General features: G+C 65.3%; 23 protein-coding genes. 10 read left to right on the top strand and 13 right to left on the bottom strand.

The window, feature by feature from the left end; all coding sequences use genetic code 11:
* Positions 1–74: 74 nt before the first annotated feature.
* Positions 75–1172, bottom strand: coding sequence for an agmatine deiminase (gene aguA, locus J9885_RS11980; RefSeq protein ID WP_210549574.1), 1098 nt, complete (start codon positions 1170–1172; stop codon positions 75–77).
* A 146-nt stretch (positions 1173–1318) separates the two neighbouring features.
* Here aguA and J9885_RS11975 point away from each other — a divergent pair, with 146 nt between their 5' ends.
* The gene (locus J9885_RS11975) at positions 1319–2230 is read left to right on the top strand and encodes a LysR family transcriptional regulator (protein WP_210549592.1); all 912 of its coding nucleotides are present in this window, start codon (positions 1319–1321) and stop codon (positions 2228–2230) included.
* 472 nt (positions 2231–2702) lie between these two features.
* Positions 2703–3038 (top strand): endonuclease domain-containing protein, encoded by a 336-nt coding sequence (locus J9885_RS11970; RefSeq protein WP_210549573.1) that lies wholly within the window; start codon positions 2703–2705, stop codon positions 3036–3038.
* 222 nt (positions 3039–3260) lie between these two features.
* On the opposite strand, the gene J9885_RS11965 is transcribed toward J9885_RS11970, so the two are convergent.
* Complete coding sequence (locus J9885_RS11965; protein WP_210549572.1) at positions 3261–4673, bottom strand: DUF2252 domain-containing protein; 1413 nt, start codon at positions 4671–4673, stop codon at positions 3261–3263.
* Positions 4674–4766: 93 nt separating this feature from the next.
* The gene (locus J9885_RS11960; RefSeq protein WP_210549571.1) at positions 4767–5339 is read right to left on the bottom strand and encodes a TetR/AcrR family transcriptional regulator; all 573 of its coding nucleotides are present in this window, start codon (positions 5337–5339) and stop codon (positions 4767–4769) included.
* Between the two features lie 169 nt (positions 5340–5508).
* Between J9885_RS11960 and J9885_RS11955 the strand changes: the two genes are divergently transcribed.
* Positions 5509–6546, top strand: a complete 1038-nt coding sequence (locus tag J9885_RS11955; RefSeq protein ID WP_210549570.1) for an alkene reductase — start codon at positions 5509–5511, stop codon at positions 6544–6546.
* A gap of 257 nt (positions 6547–6803) precedes the next feature.
* Entirely contained in the window at positions 6804–7715 is a 912-nt protein-coding gene (locus J9885_RS11950; protein WP_210549569.1) for a GNAT family N-acetyltransferase, read from the top strand.
* 56 nt (positions 7716–7771) lie between these two features.
* On the opposite strand, the gene J9885_RS11945 is transcribed toward J9885_RS11950, so the two are convergent.
* The 4 genes from J9885_RS11945 to J9885_RS11930 form a co-directional block, all read right to left on the bottom strand.
* On the bottom strand, positions 7772–8716 hold the full coding sequence (locus J9885_RS11945; protein ID WP_210549568.1) for a bile acid:sodium symporter family protein: 945 nt from the start codon (positions 8714–8716) through the stop codon (positions 7772–7774).
* Between the two features lie 125 nt (positions 8717–8841).
* Positions 8842–9180 carry a nuclear transport factor 2 family protein gene (locus J9885_RS11940; protein WP_210549567.1) on the bottom strand — a complete coding sequence of 113 codons (339 nt, stop codon included), beginning with the start codon at positions 9178–9180 and terminating at the stop codon, positions 8842–8844.
* Between the two features lie 168 nt (positions 9181–9348).
* A complete protein-coding gene (gene prfC / locus J9885_RS11935) occupies positions 9349–10938 on the bottom strand; it encodes a peptide chain release factor 3 (protein ID WP_152552594.1) in 1590 nt (529 codons plus the stop codon).
* 248 nt (positions 10939–11186) lie between these two features.
* Positions 11187–13061 carry a GGDEF domain-containing protein gene (locus J9885_RS11930; protein ID WP_210549566.1) on the bottom strand — a complete coding sequence of 625 codons (1875 nt, stop codon included), beginning with the start codon at positions 13059–13061 and terminating at the stop codon, positions 11187–11189.
* Between the two features lie 197 nt (positions 13062–13258).
* Between J9885_RS11930 and J9885_RS11925 the strand changes: the two genes are divergently transcribed.
* Positions 13259–14263, top strand: coding sequence for a sensor domain-containing diguanylate cyclase (locus J9885_RS11925; protein ID WP_043758035.1), 1005 nt, complete (start codon positions 13259–13261; stop codon positions 14261–14263).
* A 6-nt stretch (positions 14264–14269) separates the two neighbouring features.
* On the opposite strand, the gene J9885_RS11920 is transcribed toward J9885_RS11925, so the two are convergent.
* On the bottom strand, positions 14270–14722 hold the full coding sequence (locus J9885_RS11920; RefSeq protein WP_210549565.1) for an Lrp/AsnC family transcriptional regulator: 453 nt from the start codon (positions 14720–14722) through the stop codon (positions 14270–14272).
* A gap of 137 nt (positions 14723–14859) precedes the next feature.
* On the opposite strand from J9885_RS11920, the gene J9885_RS11915 reads away from it, so the two are divergent.
* Positions 14860–15783, top strand: a complete 924-nt coding sequence (locus J9885_RS11915; protein ID WP_134696050.1) for a DMT family transporter — start codon at positions 14860–14862, stop codon at positions 15781–15783.
* Here the strand turns inward: J9885_RS11915 and viaA are convergent.
* Positions 15730–17184 (bottom strand): ATPase RavA stimulator ViaA, encoded by a 1455-nt coding sequence (gene viaA, locus J9885_RS11910; protein ID WP_210549564.1) that lies wholly within the window; start codon positions 17182–17184, stop codon positions 15730–15732. The two genes, J9885_RS11915 and viaA, sit on opposite strands and share 54 nt — an antisense overlap.
* Before the next feature lie 85 nt (positions 17185–17269).
* Positions 17270–18877: an ATPase RavA domain-containing protein gene (locus J9885_RS11905; protein ID WP_210549563.1), complete on the bottom strand. Its 1608-nt coding sequence runs from the start codon at positions 18875–18877 to the stop codon at positions 17270–17272.
* Positions 18878–19092: 215 nt separating this feature from the next.
* Here J9885_RS11905 and J9885_RS11900 point away from each other — a divergent pair, with 215 nt between their 5' ends.
* Together J9885_RS11900 and rimI are read left to right on the top strand one after the other, a co-directional pair.
* Positions 19093–19524 (top strand): DNA polymerase III subunit psi, encoded by a 432-nt coding sequence (locus J9885_RS11900; protein WP_246876931.1) that lies wholly within the window; start codon positions 19093–19095, stop codon positions 19522–19524.
* Between the two features lie 75 nt (positions 19525–19599).
* A complete protein-coding gene (gene rimI, locus J9885_RS11895) occupies positions 19600–20061 on the top strand; it encodes a ribosomal protein S18-alanine N-acetyltransferase (RefSeq protein WP_043758024.1) in 462 nt (153 codons plus the stop codon).
* A gap of 100 nt (positions 20062–20161) precedes the next feature.
* Here the strand turns inward: rimI and J9885_RS11890 are convergent, their stop codons facing one another.
* Positions 20162–20704 carry a hypothetical protein gene (locus J9885_RS11890; RefSeq protein ID WP_210549562.1) on the bottom strand — a complete coding sequence of 181 codons (543 nt, stop codon included), beginning with the start codon at positions 20702–20704 and terminating at the stop codon, positions 20162–20164.
* Positions 20705–20884: 180 nt separating this feature from the next.
* Here J9885_RS11890 and J9885_RS11885 point away from each other — a divergent pair, with 180 nt between their 5' ends.
* Both J9885_RS11885 and J9885_RS11880 read left to right on the top strand, forming a co-directional pair.
* On the top strand, positions 20885–22675 hold the full coding sequence (locus tag J9885_RS11885) for a long-chain fatty acid--CoA ligase (RefSeq protein WP_114523145.1): 1791 nt from the start codon (positions 20885–20887) through the stop codon (positions 22673–22675).
* Between the two features lie 151 nt (positions 22676–22826).
* On the top strand, positions 22827–23558 hold the full coding sequence (locus tag J9885_RS11880; RefSeq protein ID WP_210549561.1) for a lipopolysaccharide kinase InaA family protein: 732 nt from the start codon (positions 22827–22829) through the stop codon (positions 23556–23558).
* Between the two features lie 79 nt (positions 23559–23637).
* Here the strand turns inward: J9885_RS11880 and J9885_RS11875 are convergent, their stop codons facing one another.
* Positions 23638–24852 carry an aldose 1-epimerase family protein gene (locus J9885_RS11875; protein WP_210549560.1) on the bottom strand — a complete coding sequence of 405 codons (1215 nt, stop codon included), beginning with the start codon at positions 24850–24852 and terminating at the stop codon, positions 23638–23640.
* A 229-nt stretch (positions 24853–25081) separates the two neighbouring features.
* Positions 25082–25774 (bottom strand): aspartate/glutamate racemase family protein, encoded by a 693-nt coding sequence (locus J9885_RS11870; RefSeq protein ID WP_210549559.1) that lies wholly within the window; start codon positions 25772–25774, stop codon positions 25082–25084.
* Between the last annotated feature and the right edge of the window lie 78 nt (positions 25775–25852).

Below are 25852 nucleotides of genomic sequence, written 5' to 3'. Positions count from 1 at the left end.
GCAGCGGCTGCTCTGCCGATGCGACCACGATAGCAATCAGCGCCCCCCAAGACCGGGGGGCGTTACCCGGCGGCTTATTGGCCGGAGGGGATCTGCTGGGTGATGCAGTGGATATTGCCACCGCCCAGCAGGATCTCGCGGGCCGGCACGCCGACCACTTTGTGATCCGGGAAGATCTCCTCCAGGATGCGCTGGGCCTCGCCGTCGGTGGCGGCATCCAGCAGCGGGTAGACGATGCGATCGTTGGTGATGAGGAAGTTCACGTAGGAGCCGGCCAGACGACCCTCTGCCTCACGCGGTACACCGGTGCCGCTCTCGACGCCGGCGGATTCCTCTTCGGTGCAGAACAGCGGGCCCGGCTGGGGCAGCTTCCAGACTTTAAGCTTGCGACCCTTGGCGTCCACGGCAGCCTCGAGCACCTTGAGGGCGGCCAGGGAGCGGGCGTACTGGGGATCGGTCTCGTCGTCGGTCCAGTGCAGGGCCACTTCACCCGGGCGCACGAAGCAGCACATGTTGTCGATGTGGCCGTCGGTCTCGTCCATGTAGACGCCCTCGTCCAGCCAGATAAAGCTGGTGACGCCCAGATAGTCGCGCAGGTGAGCTTCAATCTGCTCCTTGGTGAGATCCGGGTTGCGGTTCTCGTTGAGCAGGCATTCTGCGGTGGTCATGCAGGTGCCTTCGCCGTCCACGTGGATGGAGCCCCCCTCCAGAATGAGCGGCGCGTCGTAGCGATCCATGCCGTGCTGTTCCAGCATCTGGGCCGCCACTTTCTCGTCCTGATCCCAGGGATAGTAGAGGCCGCCCTTGTGGCCACCCCAGGCGTTGAAGCCCCAGTCCACCCCGCGGCACTCGCCGGCGGCGTTGGTGACCACGGTCGGGCCGCTGTCGCGGGCCCAGCAGTCATCGCTGGCCATCTCGACCAGGGTGACGTGGGCGGGCATCACGGCGCGGGCCTGCTCCATGAACTGGGCCGGCACCCCCATAAAGACCGGAGTCGCGCCGCCGATGGCATCGGCCACCTTGGCGAAGGTGGCTTGCGCGAAGCGGCCGGCCTCACGCCAGTTGTCCGGACGGAACGGCCAGATCATCCAGACGGCCTGCTGGTGCGCCCACTCGGCGGGCATGGTGAAGCCGTCGGCGGCCGGCGTGGTGTTCATGGTCTTGATGCTCATCGCAAGGCTCCTTGCATGGATTGAGGCCCCCGGATTGAGACGGGAACCCTGGAAAAATAAGAGTGAGCCGCAGTGTAAGAAGTTGCGCGCCCATCCATCAAATGAATAGGATGGATTGTCCCATAGATATGGCGAATAATCCCCCCATGAAACTGCACCAGCTCGACCTCAATCTGCTGCTCGCCTTTGACGCCCTGATGACGCAAGGCAGCGTGACCCGCGCCGCCGAATCGCTCTTCGTCAGCCAGCCCGCCATGAGCCACGCGCTCAATCGCCTGCGCACCTTCTTCGACGACCCGTTACTGGTGCGCACCCCCCAGGGGATGCTGCCGACCGCCCGCGCCCAGCGCCTGCACCTGGGGGTGCAGCAGGCGCTGCGGCTGCTGGAGCAGCAGCTCAGCGAGGAGGACGAGTTCGACCCGCGCCACTCGAAGCGGCGCTTCGTGCTCTGCACCACGGACTACGTGGAGTGCGTGCTGATCCCGCCCCTCATCCAGCGCCTCAGGAGGCTGGCGCCGGGCGTCACCATCGAGATCCGCATCCTGCGCGACACCCTGCCGGAGGCGGAGCTGGCGAGCGGCGAGATAGACCTGGTGCTGGGATTCGACGAATACATGCAGGTGCCGGGGTATCTGGGCAAGGAGACCTGGCTCACCGAGCCCCTGGCCGGGCTGGTGCGCGACACCCTGCCCCTGGCGCAGGAGCGCATCACGCTGGCGCAACTGATCGAGATGCCCCACGTGTTCCACTCGCCGCTGGGCACCTCCGAGGCGAGCCTGGATCGCTACCTGAAGACGCTTGGCTTCAGTCGTACCATCTCGGTCAACAGCCAGAGCTATATGTCCGCCGCCGCCATCGTGAGCCAGAGCGATCACCTGCTGGTGCTGCCGAGCATGGTGGCGGAGCTGCTCGCCCACCACTGGCCGCTCAAGAGCCTGCCCCTGCCCGAGGACGTGCCGGACTACCACCTCAACTGCGTCTGGCATCCGGTTCATGCGCAGCAGCCGGCCTTGATCTGGCTGAAAGCGCTGATGAGGGAGCTGGTCAATCAGGAGTAACCCCCTGCGTCTGGCATGCCAGGTACCACGCGCAGCAGCCTGCCTTGATCTGGCTAAAAGATCTGATGAAGGGGTTGGTCAATCAGGAACCGAGTTAGCCCAACAGACTGCGGCTGACACCCTGCGCAACAACCCGCCCATGGCTCAAGGTCTTGAGAAAGGAACTGGTCAATCCGAGATAGGCCCGGCATAACGTACTACGGCTCAAAATCTTGTCAGGCATTCGACATATGGTCCCGCCCCTCATCCCCCCTTGCCCCATTCTTTTTCAAGTGAGCGGGAGAAGGGAGCAGATCAGCAGCCTGCGGATAAATCGTGGCAACCAACAGGTGAACACTTTTTTTAACCTCGGCTCTTCCAGCTTCTCGATCAATTCCCTCTCCCCCCGGGAGAGGGTCAGGGTGAGGGCAGACTCTTCCGAGGATGGGGGCTGGCTATACCTATAAAGATCCAATCGAGCCGGAGCCGTTCCATGCAAACCAATCCCCATGCCAAACGACTGAGAAGCGAAGCCACCCTGGCCGAACAGAGACTCTGGTTTCAGCTACGCAACCGCCGGTTTGAGGGGCTAAAGTTCCGTCGCCAGTTCCCTGTTGGCCCCTACATAGTGGACTTCATCTGTCTGGAGCAGCGGCTGGTGATCGAGGTCGATGGTGGACAGCATAACCAGCCGGCAGAACAATTCTACGATGAGGCAAGAACGGCCTATCTGTCATGTCAGGGGTTCAACGTGATCCGGGTATGGAATAACGACGTGCTGGGCCGCATGAATGCCGTGCTGGCATTTATTAGGCAATCACTGCTGTGACTGGTTTCCCCCTCATCCCCACCCCTTCTCCCGCGAGGGGAGAAGGGAGCGGATCGGCGTTCAGTGGAAAAACTAGGGGCAACCGACACGCCAAGACAAAAAAGGCTCAAGGCGCCAAGACTCCAGCTCTTCGGCAATTTGGCCTATTTCGGGCCTCACTCTCAACGCTCCTCCGATCGGTTCCCTCTCCCTCCGGGAGAGGGCCAGGGTGAGGGAAAACGCTCACCGGGCCTCGCTGGCCGCCTCCAGTTCGCCGCAGGCGATGGCGGCCAGCAGGCGGCCATGATCCTCCCGGGTGCGCTCTCCATAGGCCACCGCAAACTCGGTGATGGCCTCGTCCATCACGGACGACTTGCCGAGATAGCCGGCGATCCGGGCCGCATCCCCGGACTTGGCATGGGCCAGGGCCAGCGCCCAGCCGCAGAGCTGGCAATATTCCACGAAGTGGCGGGGCTTGACCGTGCCTGGGGTCAGATCCATGCCCCCCTTCATGTCCCGCAGCTGGCGCACGTAGTAGTGGCGTTCCCGCAGCTCGCACCAGCCGAGGAAGATATCCGGCGAGCCCTGGATCATCCGCTGCCCCCTGACCACCCGCTGTCCCTGGTTGCCGCTGTCATCCTCGGAGGTGAAATAGGGGGCCAGCACCGAGGGCTGGGCCTCCTTGACCTGCAGGAACAGCGGGTCGTCGTCGTCGGCCCCCGTCATCAGGATCACCCAGCACCGGGTGCCCACGCTGCCGACCCCGACCACCTTGCGGGCCACGTCGACCACGCGATAGCGCTTGAGCAGTATGCGCCTGTCGGCCGGCAGGGAAGCCAGATAGGCCTCCAGCAGATCGCCGAGCACCACGTCGATGGGCTCGCCGTTCTCGGTGTGAGTTTCACGGATGACGAAGGGGTGGAGCTCGCGGATCCTGTGCTGATCGTCCACCAGATCCGTCATCTTGCCGAGCACCTGCAGGTGGTTGCGCCCCCTGGCCTTGGCGAAGGCGGCTTCGACGCTGCGGTGGGCATCCTCGGAGAAGGCGTGAAGGACGGAGGCCTGATCGATGCGATCGTACCAGACATGCATGAAGCCCATCTTGCCGTACTCCCGCATCCGGGTGCGGTATCCGCTCACTATCATCCTGGCCGCCTCCCGCTGGCGGGCGGCGCTGGCCCCGAGGTAGTCCGCCGCCACCAGGGCGCTCGTGGCGAGGCGCTTGAGATCCCACTCCCAGGGTCCGATGTGGGTCTCGTCGAAGTCATTGATGGCCAGCACCAGATTGCGCTCGGCACTCGCATAGAGGCCGATGTTGGCCACGTGCATGTCACCGCAGGCCTGCACCATGAGCCCGGTTCTCGGGGTGTCCACCAGATCGGACGCCATGATGGCCGCCGCCCCCCGCAGGAAGGCGAAGGGGGACTCCTGCATTCGGGCGTGGCGCACCGGCACCAGCCACTGCACCCGGGTGGCGGCCTGAGCCTTGAGCACGGCAATGGGATCCCGTCCCGGATGGGGGGCTGGCAACAGGGAATGGGATTCACGAGGAACGTGTTCACGCAGCGCCTTGCCGGCGGCAAAGCGCTCTTCGATGGAGAGGCGCGGCGACGTGAAGTGCAGCAACATCGCCTGTGACTTGGACTTTTTGGGCATTTCATCTTCCTCCACGGGATCCCCCCATCAAGATGGAAGAGGGGCGCCGCAAGGGCAAGGGGGAAGAGGAAAAATGAGCGGTAGAATAACGCGTTAGCGCGTTCTGGGCAGGGCGGCCATCACCTGGTTGACGACCCCCTCCAGCAGGGCGCGATCGGGGTGACACTGGGCGAAGGTGATCAGCCCCTGGATATTGACCTGCAGGAAGGCGGTCAGGGTGGGCACATCGCACCCGGCCGCCAGCTCCCCCTGCTCGCTCGCCTGGCCCAGCAGCCAGGCCAGGTCGCTTTCCAGCTCCCCATAGATGGCCTTGAAGCGCTGGTGCAGCTCTTCATCCTGTGCCGCCAGCTCCATCAGGGTGCGGGTCACTAGGCAGGTGCCGCAGAGGGCATCGTCCACCAGCCGGGTGAAGTAGGCGTGCAGCCCGACCAGCGGACTCCCCTGTGCAAAACAGCTGCGACGCAGGGAACCCTTCTCCTCCACGTAGTGATCCACCGCCGCCAGCAGCAGGCCGCGCTTGTTGCCAAAGGCCGCGTAGAGGCTGCCCGGGTGCAGACCGGTCGCCGCCACCAGCTCCTGCATGGTGGTCTTGGCATACCCTTTGGCGCGAAACGCCTCCATGGCGCTTCGCAGGACAAACGCCCGATCGTATTCGGCAGTGCGCATGGGGTCTCCGTTGGCTATGGTCCCGCAGGACGGTGAAAAACAGGGCGGCAAGTTTACCCCAGCAGACCTGTCCAATCCATGTTGAATGCTTGCTCAAAAAAGACTTGCACACAAACCAAAAAACGTCTTGAATGCGCATTCAAGAATCATCCCCTCAGGACAGACGACCATGGATACCCTGTTTCAGCCGTACCGCCTCAACGACACTCTCACCCTCGCGAACCGTTTCATGATGGCTCCCCTCACCCGCTGCATGGCGGGCCCGGGACTGGTGCCGACCGAGCAGATGGCCGCCTACTACGGCCGCCGCGCCGACATCGGCCTCATCATCTCCGAAGCGACCATCATTCGTCCGGACGGCCAGGGCTACCCCAACACACCGGGGCTCTACAGCGCCGAGCAGATCGAAGGATGGAAGAAGGTAACCGGCGCCGTGCATGCCAGAGGCGGCAAGATCTTCGCCCAGCTGTGGCACGTGGGCCGTCTCTCCCACCCCTTCTTCCACAATGCCGAGGTACTGGCCCCCTCCGCCGTCGCCCATGAAGGCACGGTGCCGCGCATGCGCGACCTGATCTACCAGGTGCCCCGCGCCCTGACCGAAGCCGAGATCGCCCAGCTGGTCGAGGATTACGCCCAGGCCGCCGCCAATGCCATCGAGGCGGGCTTCGACGGGGTGGAGATCCACGGTGCCAACGGCTACCTCATCGATCAGTTCCTGCACCACTCAAGCAACCTGCGCACCGACAGCTACGGCGGCAGCCCCGAGAAGATGAGCCGCTTCGCCCTGGAGGTGGTGGATGCCATCGCCGCCCGCATCGGCGGGGATCGCACCGGCCTTCGCCTCTCCCCCGGCGCCTACGTGCACCTGGCAGGGGATGCGCGGGATCGCGCCGTGTTCGACCACCTGCTGGCCGAGCTGAACCAGCGCACCCTGGCCTATGTGCACCTCGGCATCTTCGACGACAGCCTCACCTTCGACTACCTGGATGGCCGCGCCTCCGACTACCTGCGTGCCCGCTACGACGGCCACCTGGTCGGGGTGGGCAACTACAGCGCCGAGACCGCGCTCGATGCCATCAAGGCCGAGCGCTTCGATCTCATCGCCATCGGTCGCCCGCTCATCGCCAACCCGGACTACCTCGCCAAGGTGAAGAAGGGGGAGGCGCTGACTCCCTATGCCGACACCATGCTGGCGGAACTGGTATAAGCCACGCCCTGACACCACTCCGCAGCCGACACCTGGCTGGCTAAGCAGGTGTGGCGGGCAACGTCACTGACCAAGGATGGGATCCGCGCCCCGGCGCGGGTTTCCAATGTTTGGGCCCCCTCCCGGGCCCTTTTTTCTGCCCGTTTTTCTCCGCCCGTTCGCCCCCTTCTGCCCACCGAAAAAATAGTTGTCACCAACAACCAAAAGACTATATTGGTTGCGTATCACAACCAATATCACCAGAAGGACACTCATCCATGGATCCCCGCCCCCTGCGCGCCCTGTCACGGGAACTGGTACGCGAACTCGGCATGCTCTCCCAACAATGTGGCTCCCTGGCCCTCAGCCCCCTGGAAGCCCACCTGCTGATCGAGCTGGAAAACGGCCCCGCCACCAACCAGCAGCTGGCCGAGCGCCTTCGCATCGACAAATCCAACGCCAGCCGCCCCCTGGCCCGCCTCGCCGAGCGGGGGCTCATCGCCTGGCAGCCCCACCCCTCGGACGGGCGCAGCAAAGAGGCCACCCTCACAGAACAGGGCGCGGCACAGCTCGAGGAGCTGCACCGGCAGATGGACGAGACCATGGCCGGCGCCCTGGCCCAGCTCTCCCCCGCCGAGTGCGAGCAGATCTGGGAGGGGATGCGACTCTATCGCAGCGCCCTCTCCCGCGCCCGCCGTCAGCACGGCTACCTCATCCGCCCCATCCGGGCCGACGACGATCCCCGGATCGCCGCCGTGGTGCGCGCCGTCTCCGCCGAATACGGCCTCACCGCCGACAAGGGGTACGGGGTGGCGGATCCCAATCTCGACTTCCTCCACGAGACCTATCAGGGGGAGCGCAGCCGCTACTGGGTGATCGAGGGACCTGACGGCAGCATTCTCGGCGGGGGCGGCATAGCGCCGCTGGCGGGGGCACCGGATGTGTGCGAGCTGCAGAAGATGTACTTCCTGCCCGCCCTGCGCGGGCTCGGGCTGGGGCGGCGCCTGGTGTTGCAGGCCCTGGCCGAGGCCCGCATCCTGGGTTATCAGCGCTGCTATCTGGAGACCACCGAAGTCTTGCGCGAGGCCACCAGCCTCTACGAGTCCCTGGGCTTCGAGCACCTGCCGGGGCCCCTGGGCTGCACCGGTCACGACGCCTGCGAGATCTGCATGGTGCTGGCGCTCGACTAGTCAGGAAGACAACAAGGGGCCTCTGGCCCCTTGTTGTTTCATCTGTCGCCCCCTGTTCAGCCAGCGCTCTGCTCCAGCGCCCGGGCGGACCGGGAGAGCGGCCGCTTGGCCCAGACCCCGGCCAGCAGGGAGCCGGAGAGGTTGTGCCAGACCGAGAACAGGGTGCCGGCCATGGCCGAGGCCGGGGTGAAGAACTTCATGGCCAGCGCCGTGGCCAGCCCCGAGTTCTGCAGCCCCACCTCGAAGGCGACGGTGCGGCAGATCCGCTCCTCGAAGCCCAGCCAGCGGCTGACCCAGTAACCCGCCGCAATGCCGATGCCGTTGTGCAGGATCACCGCCAGCGCCACGATGGGGCCGATACTGGCGAACTGGCCCGCGTTGAGCGCCACCACGATGGCGATGATCATCACGATGGCCGCCATGGAGATGAGGGGCAGCACGGGCTCGATGCGCGCGGTCAGGGAGTGCAGGAAGACATTGGCGACCAGCCCGAGCACCACGGGGATCAGCACTATCTTCACCAGGCTCAGCAGCATGTCCAGCACCGGCACGTCGACGCTCTTGCCGGCCAGCAGCTGCACCAGCAGAGGGGTGACGACGACCCCGAGCAGGGTGGAAAGCGCCGTCATGGTGATGGAGAGGGCCACGTCCCCCTTGGCCAGGTAGCACATGACGTTGGAGGAGGTACCGCCGGCGACGCTGCCCACCAGCACCATGCCCACGGTCAGCTCGGCATCGAAGCCCAGCAGCAGGCTGACCAGCAGGGCGGCCAGCGGCATCACGCTGAACTGCAGCACCAGGCCGAGGCCGATGGCCTTCTTGTTGCGCACCACGTCGAGGAAGTTCTGGGGTCTGAGGGTCAGCCCCATGGCCAGCATGATGATGGTCAGCAGTGGCACTATCTGGCCCTTGAGACCGACGAAGGGCTCGGGCTGCCAGTAGGCCAGCAGTGAAAATGACAGGGCCCAGAGCGGGAAGAGCTGGGTGATGCGTCCAAGCATGATGTACTCCTTGTTGTTGTCCTTGTTGTCGTCCAGACGCGGGCTGGCAAAGGCGCCCGCGGGGAACTTTCTCTTATACCAGCTTTGTCGCCGGCAGGCCCGTGCGGCAGCGCAGGGCGGACGTGTCAGGAGGGGAAGAAGAACCAGGCGGTCTTGATAAGGGCGTCCTCCACCTCGAATACCGCCACGCTCTCGATGGGCTCGGGAGAGAGGCCATAAATCAGCTCGTGATCGAACACCTTGTTGCCGAGCAGGGTGCGAGTGATCAACTCCGCCTTGAGCTTCGGGTTGTTGAAGCGATGCTCTGCATAGAAGGTTCTCAGCGCCTCCCTGCCGACGAGGGAGGGGGTTTCGGTCGGCATGCGATAGCCTCTGAAATCCGTGGCAAAGCAGGCCACGAAGGCGTCGAGGTCGTGGGCATTGTAGGCGGCAAACTGCGCCTCTACGGGTTGGATGACGGACATGTTCCTCTCCATGAATAAAATTTAAATCACTTATCCTTTGTTTTTATTCACCCATCAAGCCCCGGATAGGGATCGCCGCCCCCTCCCAGGAAACGCCCCATAACAAAAAACCCCGCCGAAGCGGGGTCTCTCTGGTCATCAGCTACCCGCTGGGCGCGGGCGGGGTGATCAGTGCTCGCGGGTCTGGCGGAACTGGACGTCGGCGTGACGCTCCTGGGCCAGGCGCAGGTTCACCATGGTCGGTGCGATGTAGGTGAGGTTGTCACCGCCATCCAGGGCCAGGTTGACCTCGTTCTTGCGCTTGAACTCTTCGAACTTCTTGACGTCTGTCCCTTCCACCCAGCGGGCGGTGGCGACGTTGACCGCCTCGTAGATGGCCTCGACGTTGTACTCGCTCTTCAGGCGCGAGACCACCACGTCGAACTGCAGCACACCGACCGCACCGACGATGAGATCGTTGCTGATGAGCGGACGGAACACCTGCACCGCCCCCTCTTCGGAGAGCTGCACCAGCCCCTTGAGCAGTTGCTTCTGCTTGAGGGGGTCGCGCAGGCGGATGCGGCGGAACAGTTCCGGTGCAAAGTTCGGGATACCGGTGAACTTGAGATCTTCACCCTGGGTGAAGGTGTCACCGATCTGGATGGTGCCGTGGTTGTGCAGGCCGATGATGTCGCCGGCACAGGCTTCGACCGCCTGTTCGCGGTCACCGGCCATGAAGGTCACGGCGTCGGAGATGTTCACGTCCTTGCCGATGCGCACGTGGCGCATCTTCATGCCCTTGCTGTAAGTGCCTGACACGATACGCATAAAGGCGATACGGTCGCGGTGTTTCGGGTCCATGTTCGCCTGGATCTTGAACACGAAACCGGAGAACTTCTCCTCGGTCGCCACCACTTCGCGGCTCTCGGCCTTGCGCGGCATGGGGGCCGGCGCCCAGTCGGTGAGGCCGTCCAGCATATGGTCGACACCGAAGTTGCCGAGCGCGGTACCGAAGAAGACCGGGGTCATCTCGCCGGCGATGAAGGCGTCGTGATCGAACTCGGGGGAGGCGCCCTGCACCAGCTCCAGTTCACCGCGCAGCTGGGCTGCCAGATCTTCGCCGATGGCGGCATCCAGCTCGGGGTTGTTCAGCCCCTTGACCACCCGCTTCTCCTGGATGGTGTGGCCCTGACCGCTCTGATACAGATAGGTCTCGTCCTTGTAGAGGTGGTAGACACCCTTGAAGGACTTGCCGCAGCCGATGGGCCAGGTGATGGGGGCGCACATGATGTTGAGCTCGCGCTCCACCTCGTCCATGACCTCCATGGGATCGCGCACTTCGCGGTCCAGTTTGTTCATGAAGGTGAGGATGGGGGTGTCCCGCAGCCGGGTCACTTCCATCAGCTTGCGGGTCCGGTCTTCAACACCCTTGGCGGCGTCGATGACCATCAGGCAGCAGTCGACCGCCGTCAGGGTACGGTAGGTATCTTCGGAGAAGTCCTCGTGACCCGGGGTATCGAGCAGGTTGACCAGGCAGTCGGCGTAGGGGAACTGCATCACGGAGGTGGTGATGGAGATACCGCGCTGCTTCTCCATCTCCATCCAGTCGGACTTGGCGTGCTGGCCCGAGCCACGGCCCTTGACGGTACCGGCGCGCTGAATGGCCTGTCCGAACAGCAGGACCTTTTCGGTGATGGTGGTTTTACCCGCATCCGGGTGCGAGATGATCGCAAAAGTGCGTCTCTTGGAGACTTCACTCAGAAATTCAGCTGACATAATTCGACGTTCTTCTATTGAGCGGCGGCACGGGCCACCGTGGGAATAAATGCGGGACAGCACCTCGGGATCAGGGCGCCCATGCAGGCAACAGCGCCACGCGGGCGGGTCAGGGACCGGCCGGTGGAAACAAGGAAGAGGGTTGCGTTACATGGGTCTTCTCGCCTGAGCCAAAGCAAAATTGCGCGGCATTATACCCGCGCGAGTGAAAAATACCCAGCCCGGCATCGACGGCGCCGGCCCGGGCGGGATCACGACGCCCTCATCACCCGGTTGCGGCCCGCCAGCTTGGCCTCGTACATGGCCTCGTCGGCGCGGCGGATCAGTTCGCCCAGGTTGTCATCCTCGCGCTTGTATTCGGCGCAGCCGATGCTGATGCGGATGGGGTGATCCGCCGGCACCTCCTCGATGACGAGACGGGCGACCTCCTGGCGGATCCGCTCCGCCACCTCGGCGGCCTCGTCGAGACGGGTGTCCGGCAGCAGCACCAGAAACTCCTCACCGCCGTTGCGCCCCACCCTGTCCAGGCTGCGCAGCTGAGACTCGATGCACTGGGCCACGGCGGTCAGCACCCTGTCCCCGACGTGGTGGCCAAGAGTGTCATTGACCCGCTTGAAGTGATCTATGTCCAGCAGCAGCACGCACAGGGGCTTGCCCTCCTCCCGCGCCTGGATGAACCACTTGCGCCCCTTGGCCTGGATCTGACGCCGGTTGTGGATGCCCGTCAACTCGTCCGTCATGGCGAGGCGCTGCATCTTGCGGGTGCGTCCGCGCTGGTGCACCACCAGAATGCCCATCACCAGCAGCAGCAGGAACAACACCAGGTATTGCCAGTAGCGCCGCTCCTGCAACTGCTTGAGCTTCTCGGCCTGCAACTGCTGGCTCGCTCTCAGGGTCTGGTTCTCCAGTTCCTTGCGGGAGAGATCGAACTCGAAGCGCATCTGCAGGGTGCGTTGCTCCCGCAGCCGCTGCTCGAGGGCATGACGGGTCTGGACGAAGCTCTTGAGGCTGGTCAGCGCCGCCTGGATGTGCCCCTGGCGCTCCAGCACCCGGGCACGCACCTCATGCACCCGGGCGAGAAAACGCAGGTTCTGCTCCCGGGTGAAGACGGGTTCCGCCTTCCCGAGGTGTTGCAGGGCCTCGGCCAGCTTGCCTTCGGCCTCCAGGGCCATGGCCATGACGATGTGCCAGTGGCCCAGGGTCACGCTATCGGCCCCTTCCCTCTGGTGCAGCAGAGCGGCGGCTTCTGCCAGCTTGGTCTTGGCCTGCGGTGTCTTGCCCTGCTTGAGCAGGATGGTGGCCATCTCGATCCGGGTCCAGGCCAGCATGGCCTCCTGCTGCTGCCCCAGGTAGTAGCGTTCCGCCTCCGCCATCAGGGGCAGCGCCTTGCCGTACTCTTCCGTCTCCATATAGAGGAGCCCCTGCTGGCTGTGGATGTCCACCAGATGCTCCTCGTCTTCGAGCTGCCGGTAGTCGTGCTCCAGATCCTTGAAGTAGCTCTCGGCCCGCTCGTAGAAGCCCATCCTGCGGTAGGTGTTGGCGATCCGGGTCAGCACCTCGCGCCCCTTGGCCTCCAGTCCGAGGGACTCGTAGCGGCGGTGGGCATCGATGAGATCCATCAGCCCCTCGGCCAGCTCTCCCTGATAGGCGTACATCTCCCCCCGCAGGTTGAGGGTGTCGGCCCGCTGACGCTCATCCCCCAGCCGGCGGGCCAGGGTCAGGGCGGCGTCGTAATCCTCTCTGGCCTCGACCATGTTGCCAAGCAGCTGGCGGTGATAGCCGCGACAGGCGAGCAGGCCCGCCTCCGTGACCCTGTCCTTGCGGGCTCTGGCCTCGGCCAGCCCCTGCTCGGCAAATGCCACGGCGCGCCGGAAGTCGTCGTCCCGCTCGCTCGGCTGGGCCCAGCACTGCAGACGAACGAGGCGCCCCTGCACCTCGGGCGGATATTGTGCTTCTGCGGCGGCCAGGGCGGCGACGCGCTCGCGAAAGTGCTGGACGGGCAGCGACGAGTCTTCCAGCTGCTGCAATTCATGCAGCAGCTCGGGCCCGGAGAGCCCCGAGGGCTGCGCCAGGGCAGGGGTCATCCCCAGCCACAGCAGCAGGCTCAATCCCATCAGACTCTTCATGCAGATTCACTCCCCCCGTTCGCCGGCCAGGATGCCGCGTTCACCGCTCCAATCATATCCCTCCTGCCCTCCGGGCGCACAGTCGCCAGGGCATCGAGACCTTCATCGCCCACGAAACCTCCCCCGGCTATCTCCTTCTTTACAGAAGGAAAGTCTGCATCGACTATATAGGCTTTCAAACTGGGAAGGGATGGGGAATGACCTACGAGGAGCTGCGGGAGGCTTACGACAGGTTGTTGCTGGAGAACGAGCGCCTCAAACGCATCGCCGACGACGCGCGGGAGAAGCTGGATGCCGCCATGGACGGCACCGGCCTGTGCATCTGGCAGAACCATGTGCCCACCGGCAAACTCATCATCTTCAACCGGCGCTGGGGCTCCATGCTCGGCTATCAGCCCAAGGAGCTGTCGGCCCACTTCGACGTCTGGCGCGAACACCTGCACCCGGAGGACAGGGAACAGGTGCTGCAGGCCTTCTTCGATCACCTGGCGGGCAAGAGCCCGTTTTATCAGGCGATGCACCGGATGATCGCCAAGGATGGCAAGACCACCTGGGTACTGGACCGGGGCCGGGTGGTGGAGCGGGATGAGCAGGGCAACCCCGTCCGGGTGATGGGCACCCACATCGACATCACCCACGAGAAGGAGTACGAGCAGCAGCTTGCCCAGCTCGCCCACCGGGATCCCCTCACCAACCTGCTCAACCGCACGGCCCTGCACCGCCAGTTCCCCGGCGAGCATCAGGCCATCTGCTTCATCGATCTGGACGACTTCAAGCTGGTCAACGACAACCTGGGTCACCGCGCCGGCGACGAACTGCTGATTGCCCTCGCCCAGCGCCTTCGCCACTGCTGCGGCGAGGAGGTGAGGCTCGGCCGGATCGGCGGGGACGAATTCGTGCTGCTGCTGCCCTGGCCGAGCGACGATCCCAGGACCAGTCACCTCGCCCGCCAGTGCATCGACGCCATCGCCACGCCATTCGAGCTGCCCAACGGTGACGCCTCGGTGGGGCTGAGCATGGGGATTGCCGCCATCCGGCCCCAGGACGACTTCAGCACGGCCCTGGCCCGGGCCGACCAGGCCATGTACCGGGTCAAGCGCGGCACCAAGCACGGCTTCCACATCGCCCACCCGAGCGGTCAGCCACTGCTGGATCAGGAACAGGTCAACGAGCGGGGTCTCTACCACAGGCCCAACACCTGAAGAGGGTCAAATGGGCAGCGGTCCCATCACCTTGACCGCGCGAATGGCGAAGTGGCTGCTGATGTCGTTGACCATGTCCTGGGACTGCAACCGCCGGATCCACTGCTCGTAGGCGGGCAGGTCGGACACCACCACCTCCAGCAGGTAGTCGTAGTTGCCGGAGACGGTGTGACAGCTGATCACCTCCGCCATGGCCGCCACCGCCTGCTCGAAGGCCTCCACCAGCGGCTCCCTGTGCTGACTGAGCCGCACGTTGACGAAGATGGTGATGCCAAGCCCGAGCTTCTCCCGCGCCAGCACGGCGCGATACCCCTGTATATGGCCCTCCCCCTCCAGCCGCTTCAGGCGCCGGGCACAGGGGGAGGCAGACAAGCCGACCTGCTCCGCCAGCTCCACGGTCGTGAGGCGCCCATCCTGTTGCAGCAAGCGCAGCAGATGTAAATCAATCCTGTCGAGCATCTTGGTGATATCCGGTAAAAATCCCTTTTGGATTGGCTGAAACTAGCAATTACCCCCGGATTTCTCAAACAGTTTGCCCTGCAACACCCTCCCCCCTGGCGGGATAATGACCCGGGACACACCATGGAGGGAGCCCGATGTCATTCACACCATCACCCCGTTGCAGCGGCTGGGCCGCCGCCCTCGCCACCGTGCTGCTCTGGTCCGGTTTCTTTCTCTCCCTGCGCCTGGGCGCCGAGGAGAAGCTGCCGCCGCAGGCGCTGGCGCTGCTGCGCTTTGGCATCCCGGCCCTGCTGCTCCTCCCCTATTACTGGCGTCACCGCATCCGCCTGCGCCGCACGCCCCTGCGCTGGCAGCTGGCCATGCTGGCGGGGGCCGGCCTGCCCTTCTTCTGGCTCGGCGCCACCGGCATGCAGCTGGCCCCCGTGGCGCAGGGCAGCGCCCTGATCCCGGGCACTGTGCCCCTCATGGTCAGCCTGCTGGGCTTGCTGCTGTGGCGCGCCCCCTGCCCCGTGCAGCGACGCTGGGGGCTCGCCCTCATCGCCCTGGCCACCGCCATCCTGTTGCTGGGCGGAAAACCGGGATTATGGCAGGGACAACTCTGCTTTCTGGGGGCGGCCCTGCTGTGGGCCCTGTTTACGCTGGCGGTCAGACGCAGCGGGCTGGCGGCGCTGGATGCCGCCGCGCTGGTGGCGGTGCCCTCGGCCCTGTTGCTGTTGCCGACGCTCCTGTGGAGCCCCTTGCCCACCGTGAGCCATGCCAGCGTCTGGCTGTGGCAGGGCCTGCTGCAAGGGATAGGCGCCGGCTTGCTGGCGGCGCTCTGTTACGCCCATGCCATCCGCACCCTGGGCGCCGAGGTGAGCTCGGCGCTGGGCTCCCTCACGCCCGTGATGGCGGCCATGCTGGCCTGGTGGCTGCTGGGGGAAACCGTCACGCCGCCGGTGTGGCTGGCGCTTGGCCTCTTGTGTGTCGGGGTGGTGCTGGCCAGTCTGCCGGCACGGCGCGTGTCAGCTGCGCTGCCAGCGGCGCAGCAGGCGACCGCGCAGGCCGCAGTCGAGTAGCCAGCTGTTGTCGAACACCCGCAGGATGGCCGCCTTGGCGTGGCGGGACATGGCCACGGCGTGGAAGCGGGTCTGCTGCGCCCGCCGCTGGTTCATCCGCGCCAGCAGGTCGTGGGGCAGGCTCTGGGCGATGAAGTCGGAGACCACCAGCACGTCGGCCTTGGCAAAGGCGGGCTGCTCCAGCTGGATCAGCGCCTGCTCGAGGCAGGGCACCAGATCGGTGCCGCCGTGGAAACTCATGGAGAGGAAGCGCTCCGCCTTCTCCAGCCCGGTGTCGGCGGTGATCTCGAGGGTCGCCACCTCGGTGGAGAAGAGCATCAGATAGCAGCCGCGCTTCTCGTCCATCGCCACCTTGAGCAGGGCCAGGAACAGCGCCTTGGCGCACTCCTCGGGGTACCCCCCCATGGAGCCCGAGGTATCGACGCAGACGATGAAGGGGCCGCGGGGCTGCACCTCCTTCCCCCCCTGCTCGGGGGATCGCAGCATCAGGCGCTGCCGCGGCAGGGTGCCCCTGGACTGGTAGCTCAGCAGGCGCCGCTCCAGATAGCGGCGATAGAACTCCAGCTCCAGCTCCGGCAGCGCCAGCATCACCGCCTCGCTCGGCAGCAACCGCATCAGATCGCTGGCCGGGTGCACTCCCACCAGATCGTCAGGCACGTCGTCGCTTTGCACCTCTTCCAGCTCATGGACAGGGACCGGCGGCTGGGTCCTGTCCTCGCTGCGCTGCTCCCGCTCGCTGCGCCCCAGCAGGGCGGCGATCTCCGCCAGCAGGGGCTCCTGCTGCAACATGCGGGCGTACTGTTTCACCAGCACCAGGCTGCGCTTGTGCCAGCTGCCCTGGGCCAGATCCCAGAGTCCGCCCGCCGAGATCTGGTGGGGATCCAGGGCATCGGCCAGAGTCCGGTTCGCCAGCAGCTGATCCTCTATCTCCTGGCGCTGCTTCTCCCGCTCCGCCTCGGCGATCTGCTGCTGCAACTGCAGCAGGCTGCCCACCAGGCTGGCGCGCCACTTCTCGATGAAGAGCTGGCGCAGGCTCTCGGTGGGCTGGGCCACTATCTGGCGCACCAGGCTGCGGGCGTCCCCGGCGAAGGGGCTGTGCTGCTCCAGGGCCTCCAGCAGGGTCGGCAGCCGCCCCACCAGCTCCGGCAGGGGTAACTGGCGATGCGCCTGATAGAGCAGGTACTCCCGCTCCAGGGTCACCGGCACCGGCTTGTGGCGCATCTCCTCGCCGAGCTGCTCGCTCCAGCGCCGGATGCGCTTTTGCAGCAACTTGCCCTGCAGGGGCGAGCGCTTGAGAAACTCGGAGATCTTGGGGCTGGAGGCGAGCAAGAGCGCCATCTCCCCCGCCAGCTCCCCCTCTCCCATGAGGAGCCCCAGATCCATCATGCCTATCTCCAGCATCCGCACCTCCCGTTCAGGTGGCGCGCGGCGTCGCCGGGCCGCTCAACTCGCGGCATCCCGGCCCGGGCCGTCGGCGACAGGCACCTCACCCGTCGAGACCCGGCAGGCGATCCCGCCACTGCTGCAACTCGGCCCCCAGGCGCTCCAGATCCCGGTTCAGCACGAAGAAGCTGTCCTCCACCTGCCGCAGCCAGTGCTCCCCCACGAACAGGTGGGGCTGGTGGCGCTCGAACAGGTTGCGCTGCCCCTTGAGGCTCTGCTGCACCCGGTTCACCCGGCTCGCCAGCTCCCCCAGTTCTGCCAGCCAGGGGCTCATCACCACCTCGGGGATGGGGGTCCGCTCCACCAGCATCAGGGGCACGGGCTGGCGCTGGATGTCCAGCACGTGCAGCCGCAGCTGCTCGTCCAGCACCAGCTCGTAGTGCCCCTCCTTGGGGTTGCCAAGCGGCCAGCCCACCAGCGCCTCCCCGGTGGGGTGCCAGTGGGAGAGCAGGGCGCGATCGAAGGTGAGGGTGCCGGTGAGGCGCTCCGGGTCGCTGCCATCCAGGGGCGCCGGGGTGAGCAGCTGGAAATGCACCAGCTTGCCGAACGGCCTGGCGTTGGCCAGCGGCAGCTCGGTGCCGCGGGCACGGCGACCGAACCACTGCTTGCGCTTGACCGCCTTGCAGCCGATGCGCTGGGCGACGGCCCCCTGCAACTGCTTGAACGCCTCGCGCAGGGAGAGCAGCTCCCGGGTCAGCGCCAGCTGCTGATAGCCGTAGAGGCGGGAGAACTCGCCGATCATCTCCAGCAGCGACGTGCGGGACGCCTCGTCGTGCCACAGGCAATCCTTGAACAGCAGCAGATCCAGCGGCGCCACCTCGTCGCGGCCATTGAAGAAGGCGCTCGCCTTGATGAGCCGCACGGCCTTCTTCCAGCGCCGATCCGAGACATAGCAGCCGTGTCCGAGCTGGCTGTCGAGCTGCTGGCGCAGCTGGTAGATGAGCTCGAAGCAGGCGTCGGGCAGGCGCACCTGCTCTATCTCCTCCTGCCAGGCGGCGTACTCCTCCCCGCGGATCTGCACCGCCGGGGTCAGGTTCTGGTGGGACTGGCCATCGCTCGCCAGCATGGCCTGGAAGTTGGACTTCTCCTGCACCCTGTCCATCCAGACCCTTACCAGCATGCGGTCATAGAGTGCCTCCAGCCCGCTGTCCGGGGCGGGCAGCTCGTTGGAGGCGGTGACCAGCAGCCGCATGGGGATGGGGCGCTGGCTGTCGCCGTTGCGAAACTGCCGCTCGTTGATGGCGGTGAGCAAGGTGTTGAGGATGGCGGGCCCCGCCTTCCAGATCTCGTCGAGGAAGACCACCTCGGCCTCCGGCAGGTAACCGCTGGTCAGTCTCAGGTACTTGCCGTCCTCCTTGAGTGCCTGGATGGAGAGGGGGCCGAACACCTCCTCCGGCGTGCTGAAGCGGGTCATCAGGTATTCGAAGTGGCGGGCATCCTGGAAGGCCAGCTTGAGACGCCGCGCGATCAGGCTCTTGGCGATGCCGGGGGGCCCCAGCAGGAAGACGCTCTCGCCACACAGGGCCGCCAGGAGGCCGAGCCGCAGGGCATCCTGGCGCTCGTACAACCCCTCTCCGAGGGCGGCCAGCAACCTGGGCAGACGCTCATGGATGGGGGTGGCACGAACAGTATTCTGGGCTAAAGGCGGCATAGGCACAGTTCCGAAGCTGGTATGGTCATAGGGATTCGGGGTCCGGCCTCTGGCCCCGTCCCGCCGTCATTGTCTGTCATCTCTGCCCCTCGGCCGGCGTTCATCCGTCATCGCCGCGAGGCGAAAAGGCAACGTCCGGGGTGCAGCAAAACCCGCGAGAGTGTACTCTGCGCATCAGAATTTACCCCAATGCAGATCAAGAGTGAGCCTTCGTCATGCAAGATCCCCTGCTGGACCCGCTGCGCCAGCGCATCCTGGCCCGTATGGGCATCGCCGTCTGGCAGCTGAGAGGCCAGGCCCTGCCGGGCCAGACGCCGGATCCGATGCAGGAAACCGAGCCGACGCAGGCAGAGACCGGGCATTCACCGGTGGCGGCCGCGCTGCCCCCCGGCAGGCTCTGGCTGCAGGCCGACGCCCTGCCCGCCCCGTCCCTGCTCGGAGATATCTGCCGCTGGCTGGGTCTTGGCACGGACGAAGTCTCCCTGCTGACCAGTATCCCCGCGCTGCCCGAGGGGACGACGCCTCCCCTGATCTGGCTCACTGCGCCGGATGCCCGCTGGCCCGACGCCCTGATCTGCCCGCTCGCCCCGGACGCGGCGCACAAGCGCGCCCTATGGCAGCAGTGCCGGCATCGCCAGCCCGGTTGAACCGGGCCCCCTGACGCAACGACCATGGCACGGCCATGGTATCCCTCGCAAGTCCGAATCCCGCCCGGAGTCACCATGTCTGACCTCTCACCCAGCTTTCGCCCCCTGCTCGAATCCGATTTCGAGGCCATCTACCCCATAGAGCAGGCCGCCCATCGGGAGCCCTGGAGCCAGGCCAACCTGCTCTCCTGCTTCGGGCCCCGCTATCTCAACGGCCTGATGCTGGTGGGCAACCGCCCCGCCGGTTTCTATATCTCGGATCTGGTGGCGGGGGACAGCTCCCTGATGAACATCTGCGTGCACCCCGACTTCCAGGGCAAGGGGCTGGGCCGGGCGCTGCTTCGGGAGTACCTGGCCCGCAGCAAGGCCGGCAAGGCCGAGGCCTGGTTCCTCGAGGTCAGGGCCGGCAACCAGACCGCCATCAACCTCTACGAGAGCGAGGGGTTTGCCGAGTATTGCCGCCGCGCCGACTACTACGGCACCGGCCAGGATCGGGAAGATGCCGTGCTGATGTCCCGCCTGTTCGACTTCGGCTGATCCCATGCCGCTCGGCTCAGGCTAAGAGGCCGCCCGCAACAGACAAGGGGACGATACCGTCCCCTTGTCGCTCTCCTCATCCCGACACCCCGTTCGCCCCTCAGGGCAGGGGGGCATTGTCGATGGCGGGATCCTCGAGGCTGAGGGTCACCCTCAGCACGGCCTCGAAGGCGGGTTCAGAGAGCGGCATGAAGAAGCCGCGACCATAGGTGACACCCGGCATCCAGATCTGTTCCAGATCCACCGCTATCTTGACGGGGCGCAGAGGCTCCCCGGGGCGCTGGACATAGATGCCGGGGGCCGTCGCCACCCTGGGGAAGCGGCGCAGGATATGTTCGCTGCCATCCCCCGCCTCCGGATTGAGCCGCACCTTGGCCAGCCCCGCCAGGGCGGACTGCATCTCGGGGGCGCGCCACAACAGCTTGTCGAGCGCCTTGCAGCGCCGACACTGGGCGCGTTCGATCACATAGAGCAGGGGATAGCCCTCGCTCAGGGCCAGGCGCTGCGCCTGCTCGTATCCCTCGGCCCCGTTCAGCCAGGGATTCTCCTGCCCCTCTCCCCCACCCAGCGCAAACCAGAGCGCGCCGGCCCCGGCCAGGAGCAGCAAGGCTCCGGTGAACAGACTCTTGATCCCGATGTTCATGGCTCGACTCCCTGAATGAATCCGCTCCCTGCCTTCATCATGCCTCACTCTCCCCGGATTGACGACTTTGTGATCCAGAACAAATGGCGAACACTTGTAAGCTGTAATAGTAGAGTTTAAACTCCAGCCCCGTTTTCAGTGCCCCTGCGGGCGCACAACTGTTACTTGAGGATGAGTGAGATGTCGCAGTTTCATCTGGTTAGAGTGATGCGCGAGCGTATTGCGCGCCTTGGCAACAAGGCAGCCTTGCGCGTCCAGCAGGATGGTCAATGGCGCGCCATCGGCTGGCGAACCCTGGGCCAGGCCATGGATTACTGCGCCCAGGGGCTGATCCGCGCCGGCCACCAGTCCGGCGAGATGGTCGGCATCTACGCCCGCAACATGCCGGAGTGGACCCAGGCCGATCTCGGCATCCTGGCCGCCCGCGGCGTCAGCGTGCCCATCTACCCCACCAGCACCCAGGATCAGCTGCGCTACATCGTCAAGGACGCCGGCATCAAGGTGCTGTTCGTGGGGGAGCAGCCCCAGTTCGATCAGGCGCTGAGTCTGCTGCAAGCGGGCGAGATCGCCCAGATTGTCGCCCTGGACGGCACCGTCGATCTGCGCGGCTGCGCGGCGGCCAGCCACTTCCAGACCTTCCTCGTCTCCGGCAACCATCAGCCCAGCGAGCTGGTGCGTCAGGAGCGGGAGCAGAAGTACCGGATGGACGATCTGCTGACCCTGATCTACACCTCGGGCACCACGGGCGAGCCCAAGGGGGTCATGCTCGATTTCGCCAACATGGCCGCCTGCTTCGAGATGCACGATCGCCGCCTCGACCTCAGCGAGCAGGATGTGTCTCTGTGCATGCTGCCGCTCAGCCACGTGTTCGAGCGCGCCTGGACCTACTACGTGCTCTACTGCGGTGCCGAGAACGTCTACATCCGAGACCCGCAGAAGGTGATGGAGGTGATCGGCGAGGTAAAACCCACCGTGATGTGCGCCGTTCCCCGCCTCTACGAGAAAGCCTACGCCATGATCCAGGCGAAGGTCGCCGAGGCCCCGCCCCTACGCCGCGCCCTGTTCGGCTGGGCCACCCGGGTGGGCAAGCAGATGGTCGCCACCCGCCAGGCGGGCAAGACCGCCTCCCCCCTGCTCTACGGCCAGCTCTGGCTCGCCGAGCGCCTGGTATTTCGCAAGCTGCGCGCCCGCTTCGGCGGCCGCACCCGCTTCCTGCCGGTGGCCGGCGCCCGCCTCGCCGACGAGGTGAACCTCTTCTTCCAGGCCATGGGGCTCAACCTCAAGTACGGCTATGGCATGACAGAAACCACCGCCACCGTCTGCTGCTACGAGGACACCCGGTTCAAGCTGGGCTCCATCGGTACGGCCCTCGGCGGCATCGAGGTGAAACTCGGTGAGAACAACGAACTGCTGGTGCGCTCCCCGACCGTGATGCGCGGCTACTACAACAAGCCGCAAGCCACTGCCGAGGTGATGACCGAGGACGGCTTCCTGCGCACTGGCGATGCCGGCGAGCTGGACGGCCAGGGCAACATCTACTTCACCGAGCGCCTCAAGGAGCTGATGAAGACCTCCAACGGCAAGTACGTGGCCCCCCAGCTGGTGGAAGGGACCCTGGGCAAGGATCGCTTCATCGAACAGATCGCCATCGTCGCCGATGCCCGCCACTTCGTGTCGGCGCTCATCGTGCCCTGCTTCGAGTCGCTGGAGGAGTACGCCCGCTCCATCAATCTGCAATACCAGTGCAAGACCGAGCTGCTGCGCCATTCCAGGGTGATGGAGTTCTTCGAGGCCCGCATCCAGGATCTGCAGAAGGAGCTGGCCAAGTTCGAGCAGGTGAAGAAGTTCACCCTGCTGCCGAGCGCCTTCTCCATGGAGCTCGGGGAGATTACCCCCACCATGAAGCTGCGCCGCAAGATCATCGAGGCCAAGTACCAGCGCGAGATCGAGGCCATGTACAGCCACGTCTGACACTGCCTCTGCACCGCCAAAAAAGCCGCTCCATGAGCGGCTTTTTTGTTGCTCGTTCAGCGCCAGTCAGCCACGACACCGCACATTGGCACACCTGACAAGGAGCCTCCTTCGAGGAAGCGATGTATCACGCCACTCAACGCCCATTCCCATGAAGCTGACCAAGCTCGACCTGCACGGCAAGAAACACTACTACCTGCTGCTCCATGACCAGCTCGAGCTGGACCACTGGTCGCTGCAGCAGACCGACCAGACCCGCCGCCTGGAGCGCATCGCCAGCAGCCAGTTCTGGCTTCATCCCGCCAGCAACAGCCTGTGCAAGATAGTGCCCGACAAGTACCCGCGCTGGACTCTCGGCTGGTGGTGCCGGGACCAGCTCAGCAAGCGCCTGGTCGGTCATATCGACGCCCTGCGCGAGTGGCAGAGCAATCGCCGCCTGCGCAAGGCCGGGCTCCGGACCGTCCAGTGCAAGGCGGCCGGCATCGCCCTCAACCCGCTCAATCCCCACGCCTCCTTCCTGGCGGTGCACTACCTGGCGGAACACTGCTCCGGCGAGCACTACTTCGAGCAGGCCGACGAGGCGGCTCGCCTGGCCCTGCTGCAGCGGCTCGCCCGGGACATCTATCAGCTGGCGAGGCACGGCTACTACCACCGGGATCTGCATCTGGGCAACCTGATGCTCTCCCCTTCCGGCCACATCGTCTGGATCGACACCCATGTGCGCCGCCTGCCCGGCAACCGGGAGCGGCTGCGCAAGACAATCCTCGCCTCCCTTGAGCCCGGCAAGCTGTTCGGGCAGTGCTACCGGGATTACCTGCTGACCCAGCTGCGGCGCCTGGCGGGACTGCCTCAACCTTCCCTCATGAAGCCGGAACCCCGCTGACCCGCCCGTGCTCCCGCCCCCGGGGGCAGGACAATGAAAAAGCCGCTCATGGAGCGGCTTGTGGCTGTCTGCCTGCGACTCAGGGCAACTTGACCAGGGGCTGCTCGCGCAGCTCGGTGGCCCGACCGCCCTGGATCTTCTCCACCCGGGCCAGGGCTTCGTTCACCTCGTCGGCATTTTGCAGCAGGCGATAGGTCAGATCGAAGGTCTTGGTCTCCCCCGGCTGGATCTTGGGGACCAGCCCGAGCGGACGCTGGTACTTGGTGCTGTAGGCATAGCTGGTACCGGGCTCGATGCCGGTCACATAGCCCTGGGCCCGGGTGTCGGTGTTCTTCCAGAGGGTCAGCACAGGTAACTGTTTGGTGTTGTAGCCCACCGCCACCCCGGCGTTGCCGGCCTTGTTGTTCAGCACCGCCAGAGTATTGCCGTCGGCGTCGCTGTAGGGCACCAGATTGAACACCATCTCGTCGAAGCCCTTGGTCGGCCCCAGATAGGTTTGCCAGCTCTTCAGCCCGGCCTTGGCGTAGTCGTTGAACGGCGAGATCTGCTTCACCGGCGTGCTCACTTTGGCTCCCTCCTCCAGAATGGGAGCCCCGAAGTTGCCGTGATAGATGATCTGGTACTCGTTCTCGTAGTCCGCGTGGTTGGTCAGCTTGTCCTGCAGGGCAAACTCCGCCTGGCCCGGCACTACGCTGAGCTGGGTCCAGGTGACCAGCTCGCTCATCTTGAAGGTGCGCTCGTCCACCCGGCCCAACACATGGATGGCATAGGGGGGCTCCTCGTCCACGGTCACGCTGACCACGGAGGCGGGGATGTTCTGCACCCGGCCGTGCAGGCTCTTGAGGCGGCCGTCGTCATCCACCCCGGGGTGACCCGTCCACTCATAGCCGCAGCGCACCAGCATCTCGTTGAAGCCGTCGAGCCAGCCGAGGCCGGCACGGCTCTCCAGATCGATGAAGGCGGGGTTGACCACCTCCTTGACCGGCGAATCCCAGCCGAGGCGCAGATCGGCCGCCTTGACCTCCTTGATCCCCATGCCGCGGGTCGGTACCAGGGTGATCTTCATGACGCCGTTGTCGACGATGAGCAGATCCACCCCCTCCTGGCGGCCGCCGTGCAGGCGCTTCTTCTCGATGGTGAAGGGGGTCGGGCTCTTGATCCCCAGCTTGTCGCTGGTGATCTTCCAGTCCCCCACGTCCAGTCCCTGCTGGGAGTCGGTCAGCAGGAATTCGGCGGCATGGCCTGCGGTGGTGCCCAGGGCGAGCAGCACGGCGATGGAGAGTTTCTTCAACATGGTTTTATCCTCGTGTCTCTTGTTTTTGTAGAAGCTGAATCGTTTCAGTGATCAAAAACTAGGCGTCTGATGCCCCGGACTCAAGAGACAAAAGGGGAAAATGTGAGCCGATTGACAATAAAAACGGCACTTGCCCTGCTGAAGTGAAGGCTGACTCACAGTTATGAAAGGAGGGAAAACCGGCGGGGCGCCGAGAGGGAGCAGGCCCTCTCACCCCGCCCGCATCACATCAGGCAAGGGCCAGCGCCACTGCGGCCTCGGCGTGGATGGCGGTGGTGTCGTAGAGGGGCACGGCGGCCTCGCACTCCCCCACCAGCAGGGCTATCTCGGTGCACCCCAGGATCACCGCCTGGACACCCGCCGCGGCCAGGGCGGCGATGATGGCCAGGTACTCGGCCCGGGACGACTCGCGAAGATCGCCGAGGCAGAGCTCGTCATAGATGATGCGGTGCACCCGTTCTCGCGCAGCGTCACCAGGCACCAGCACCTCCAGCCCGAAGCGCTCCTGCAGCCGCCCCTTGTAGAAATCCTGCTCCATGGTGAAGCGGGTACCGAGCAGGCCGACCCTTTGTATCCCGTCCGCCTGCAGCTGACGAGCGGTGGCATCGGCGATATGGAGCAGCGGGATGTCGATGGCGGCCTCGATCTCTGGCGCCACCTTGTGCATGGTGTTGGTGCCGATCAGCAGGAAATCCGCGCCGCCAGCCTGGATGGCCCTGGCCTCGGCCGCCAGCAGGCGGGCAGTGGCGGGCCAGTCACCGGCGTGCTGCAGCCGCTCTATCTCGGCGAAGTCGACGCTGGCAAGCAGCACCCGCGCCGAGTGCAGGCCGCCGAGGCGCGCTCGCACGCCCCGGTTGAGAGCCTGGTAATAGCTGACGGTGGACTCCCAGCTCATGCCACCCAGCAGACCGATACATTTCATGGGACCTCCTTGCCCCTCGGGGCACAGGGCAGTGCTCGCCTCATGGTGCACCGCCGACGGCATAAAAAAAGGCCCCGA

Source organism: Aeromonas sp. SrichE-2G, from assembly GCF_017939565.1.
In the GTDB taxonomy this organism is placed as follows: Bacteria; Pseudomonadota; Gammaproteobacteria; order Enterobacterales; family Aeromonadaceae; genus Aeromonas; species Aeromonas taiwanensis.
The sequence above is the reverse complement of the archived record's forward strand: the minus strand, read 5'-3'. Positions and strand labels throughout refer to the sequence as shown.

Coding starts and splice junctions, on each gene's coding strand:
- rimI (WP_043758024.1), top strand. CDS start 19,600: ATGTCTGACCTCTCACCCAGCTTTCGCCCCCTGCTCGAATCCGATTTC.
- J9885_RS11880 (WP_210549561.1), top strand. CDS start 22,827: ATGAAGCTGACCAAGCTCGACCTGCACGGCAAGAAACACTACTACCTG.
- J9885_RS11890 (WP_210549562.1), bottom strand. CDS start 20,704: ATGAACATCGGGATCAAGAGTCTGTTCACCGGAGCCTTGCTGCTCCTG.
- J9885_RS11945 (WP_210549568.1), bottom strand. CDS start 8,716: ATGCTTGGACGCATCACCCAGCTCTTCCCGCTCTGGGCCCTGTCATTT.
- J9885_RS11900 (WP_246876931.1), top strand. CDS start 19,093: ATGCAAGATCCCCTGCTGGACCCGCTGCGCCAGCGCATCCTGGCCCGT.
- J9885_RS11950 (WP_210549569.1), top strand. CDS start 6,804: ATGGATCCCCGCCCCCTGCGCGCCCTGTCACGGGAACTGGTACGCGAA.
- viaA (WP_210549564.1), bottom strand. CDS start 17,184: ATGCTGGAGATAGGCATGATGGATCTGGGGCTCCTCATGGGAGAGGGG.
- J9885_RS11925 (WP_043758035.1), top strand. CDS start 13,259: ATGACCTACGAGGAGCTGCGGGAGGCTTACGACAGGTTGTTGCTGGAG.
- J9885_RS11965 (WP_210549572.1), bottom strand. CDS start 4,673: ATGCCCAAAAAGTCCAAGTCACAGGCGATGTTGCTGCACTTCACGTCG.
- J9885_RS11955 (WP_210549570.1), top strand. CDS start 5,509: ATGGATACCCTGTTTCAGCCGTACCGCCTCAACGACACTCTCACCCTC.
- J9885_RS11920 (WP_210549565.1), bottom strand. CDS start 14,722: ATGCTCGACAGGATTGATTTACATCTGCTGCGCTTGCTGCAACAGGAT.
- J9885_RS11970 (WP_210549573.1), top strand. CDS start 2,703: ATGCAAACCAATCCCCATGCCAAACGACTGAGAAGCGAAGCCACCCTG.
- J9885_RS11930 (WP_210549566.1), bottom strand. CDS start 13,061: ATGAAGAGTCTGATGGGATTGAGCCTGCTGCTGTGGCTGGGGATGACC.
- J9885_RS11885 (WP_114523145.1), top strand. CDS start 20,885: ATGTCGCAGTTTCATCTGGTTAGAGTGATGCGCGAGCGTATTGCGCGC.
- J9885_RS11905 (WP_210549563.1), bottom strand. CDS start 18,877: ATGCCGCCTTTAGCCCAGAATACTGTTCGTGCCACCCCCATCCATGAG.
- aguA (WP_210549574.1), bottom strand. CDS start 1,172: ATGAGCATCAAGACCATGAACACCACGCCGGCCGCCGACGGCTTCACC.
- J9885_RS11940 (WP_210549567.1), bottom strand. CDS start 9,180: ATGTCCGTCATCCAACCCGTAGAGGCGCAGTTTGCCGCCTACAATGCC.
- J9885_RS11975 (WP_210549592.1), top strand. CDS start 1,319: ATGAAACTGCACCAGCTCGACCTCAATCTGCTGCTCGCCTTTGACGCC.
- J9885_RS11870 (WP_210549559.1), bottom strand. CDS start 25,774: ATGAAATGTATCGGTCTGCTGGGTGGCATGAGCTGGGAGTCCACCGTC.
- J9885_RS11915 (WP_134696050.1), top strand. CDS start 14,860: ATGTCATTCACACCATCACCCCGTTGCAGCGGCTGGGCCGCCGCCCTC.
- J9885_RS11875 (WP_210549560.1), bottom strand. CDS start 24,852: ATGTTGAAGAAACTCTCCATCGCCGTGCTGCTCGCCCTGGGCACCACC.
- J9885_RS11960 (WP_210549571.1), bottom strand. CDS start 5,339: ATGCGCACTGCCGAATACGATCGGGCGTTTGTCCTGCGAAGCGCCATG.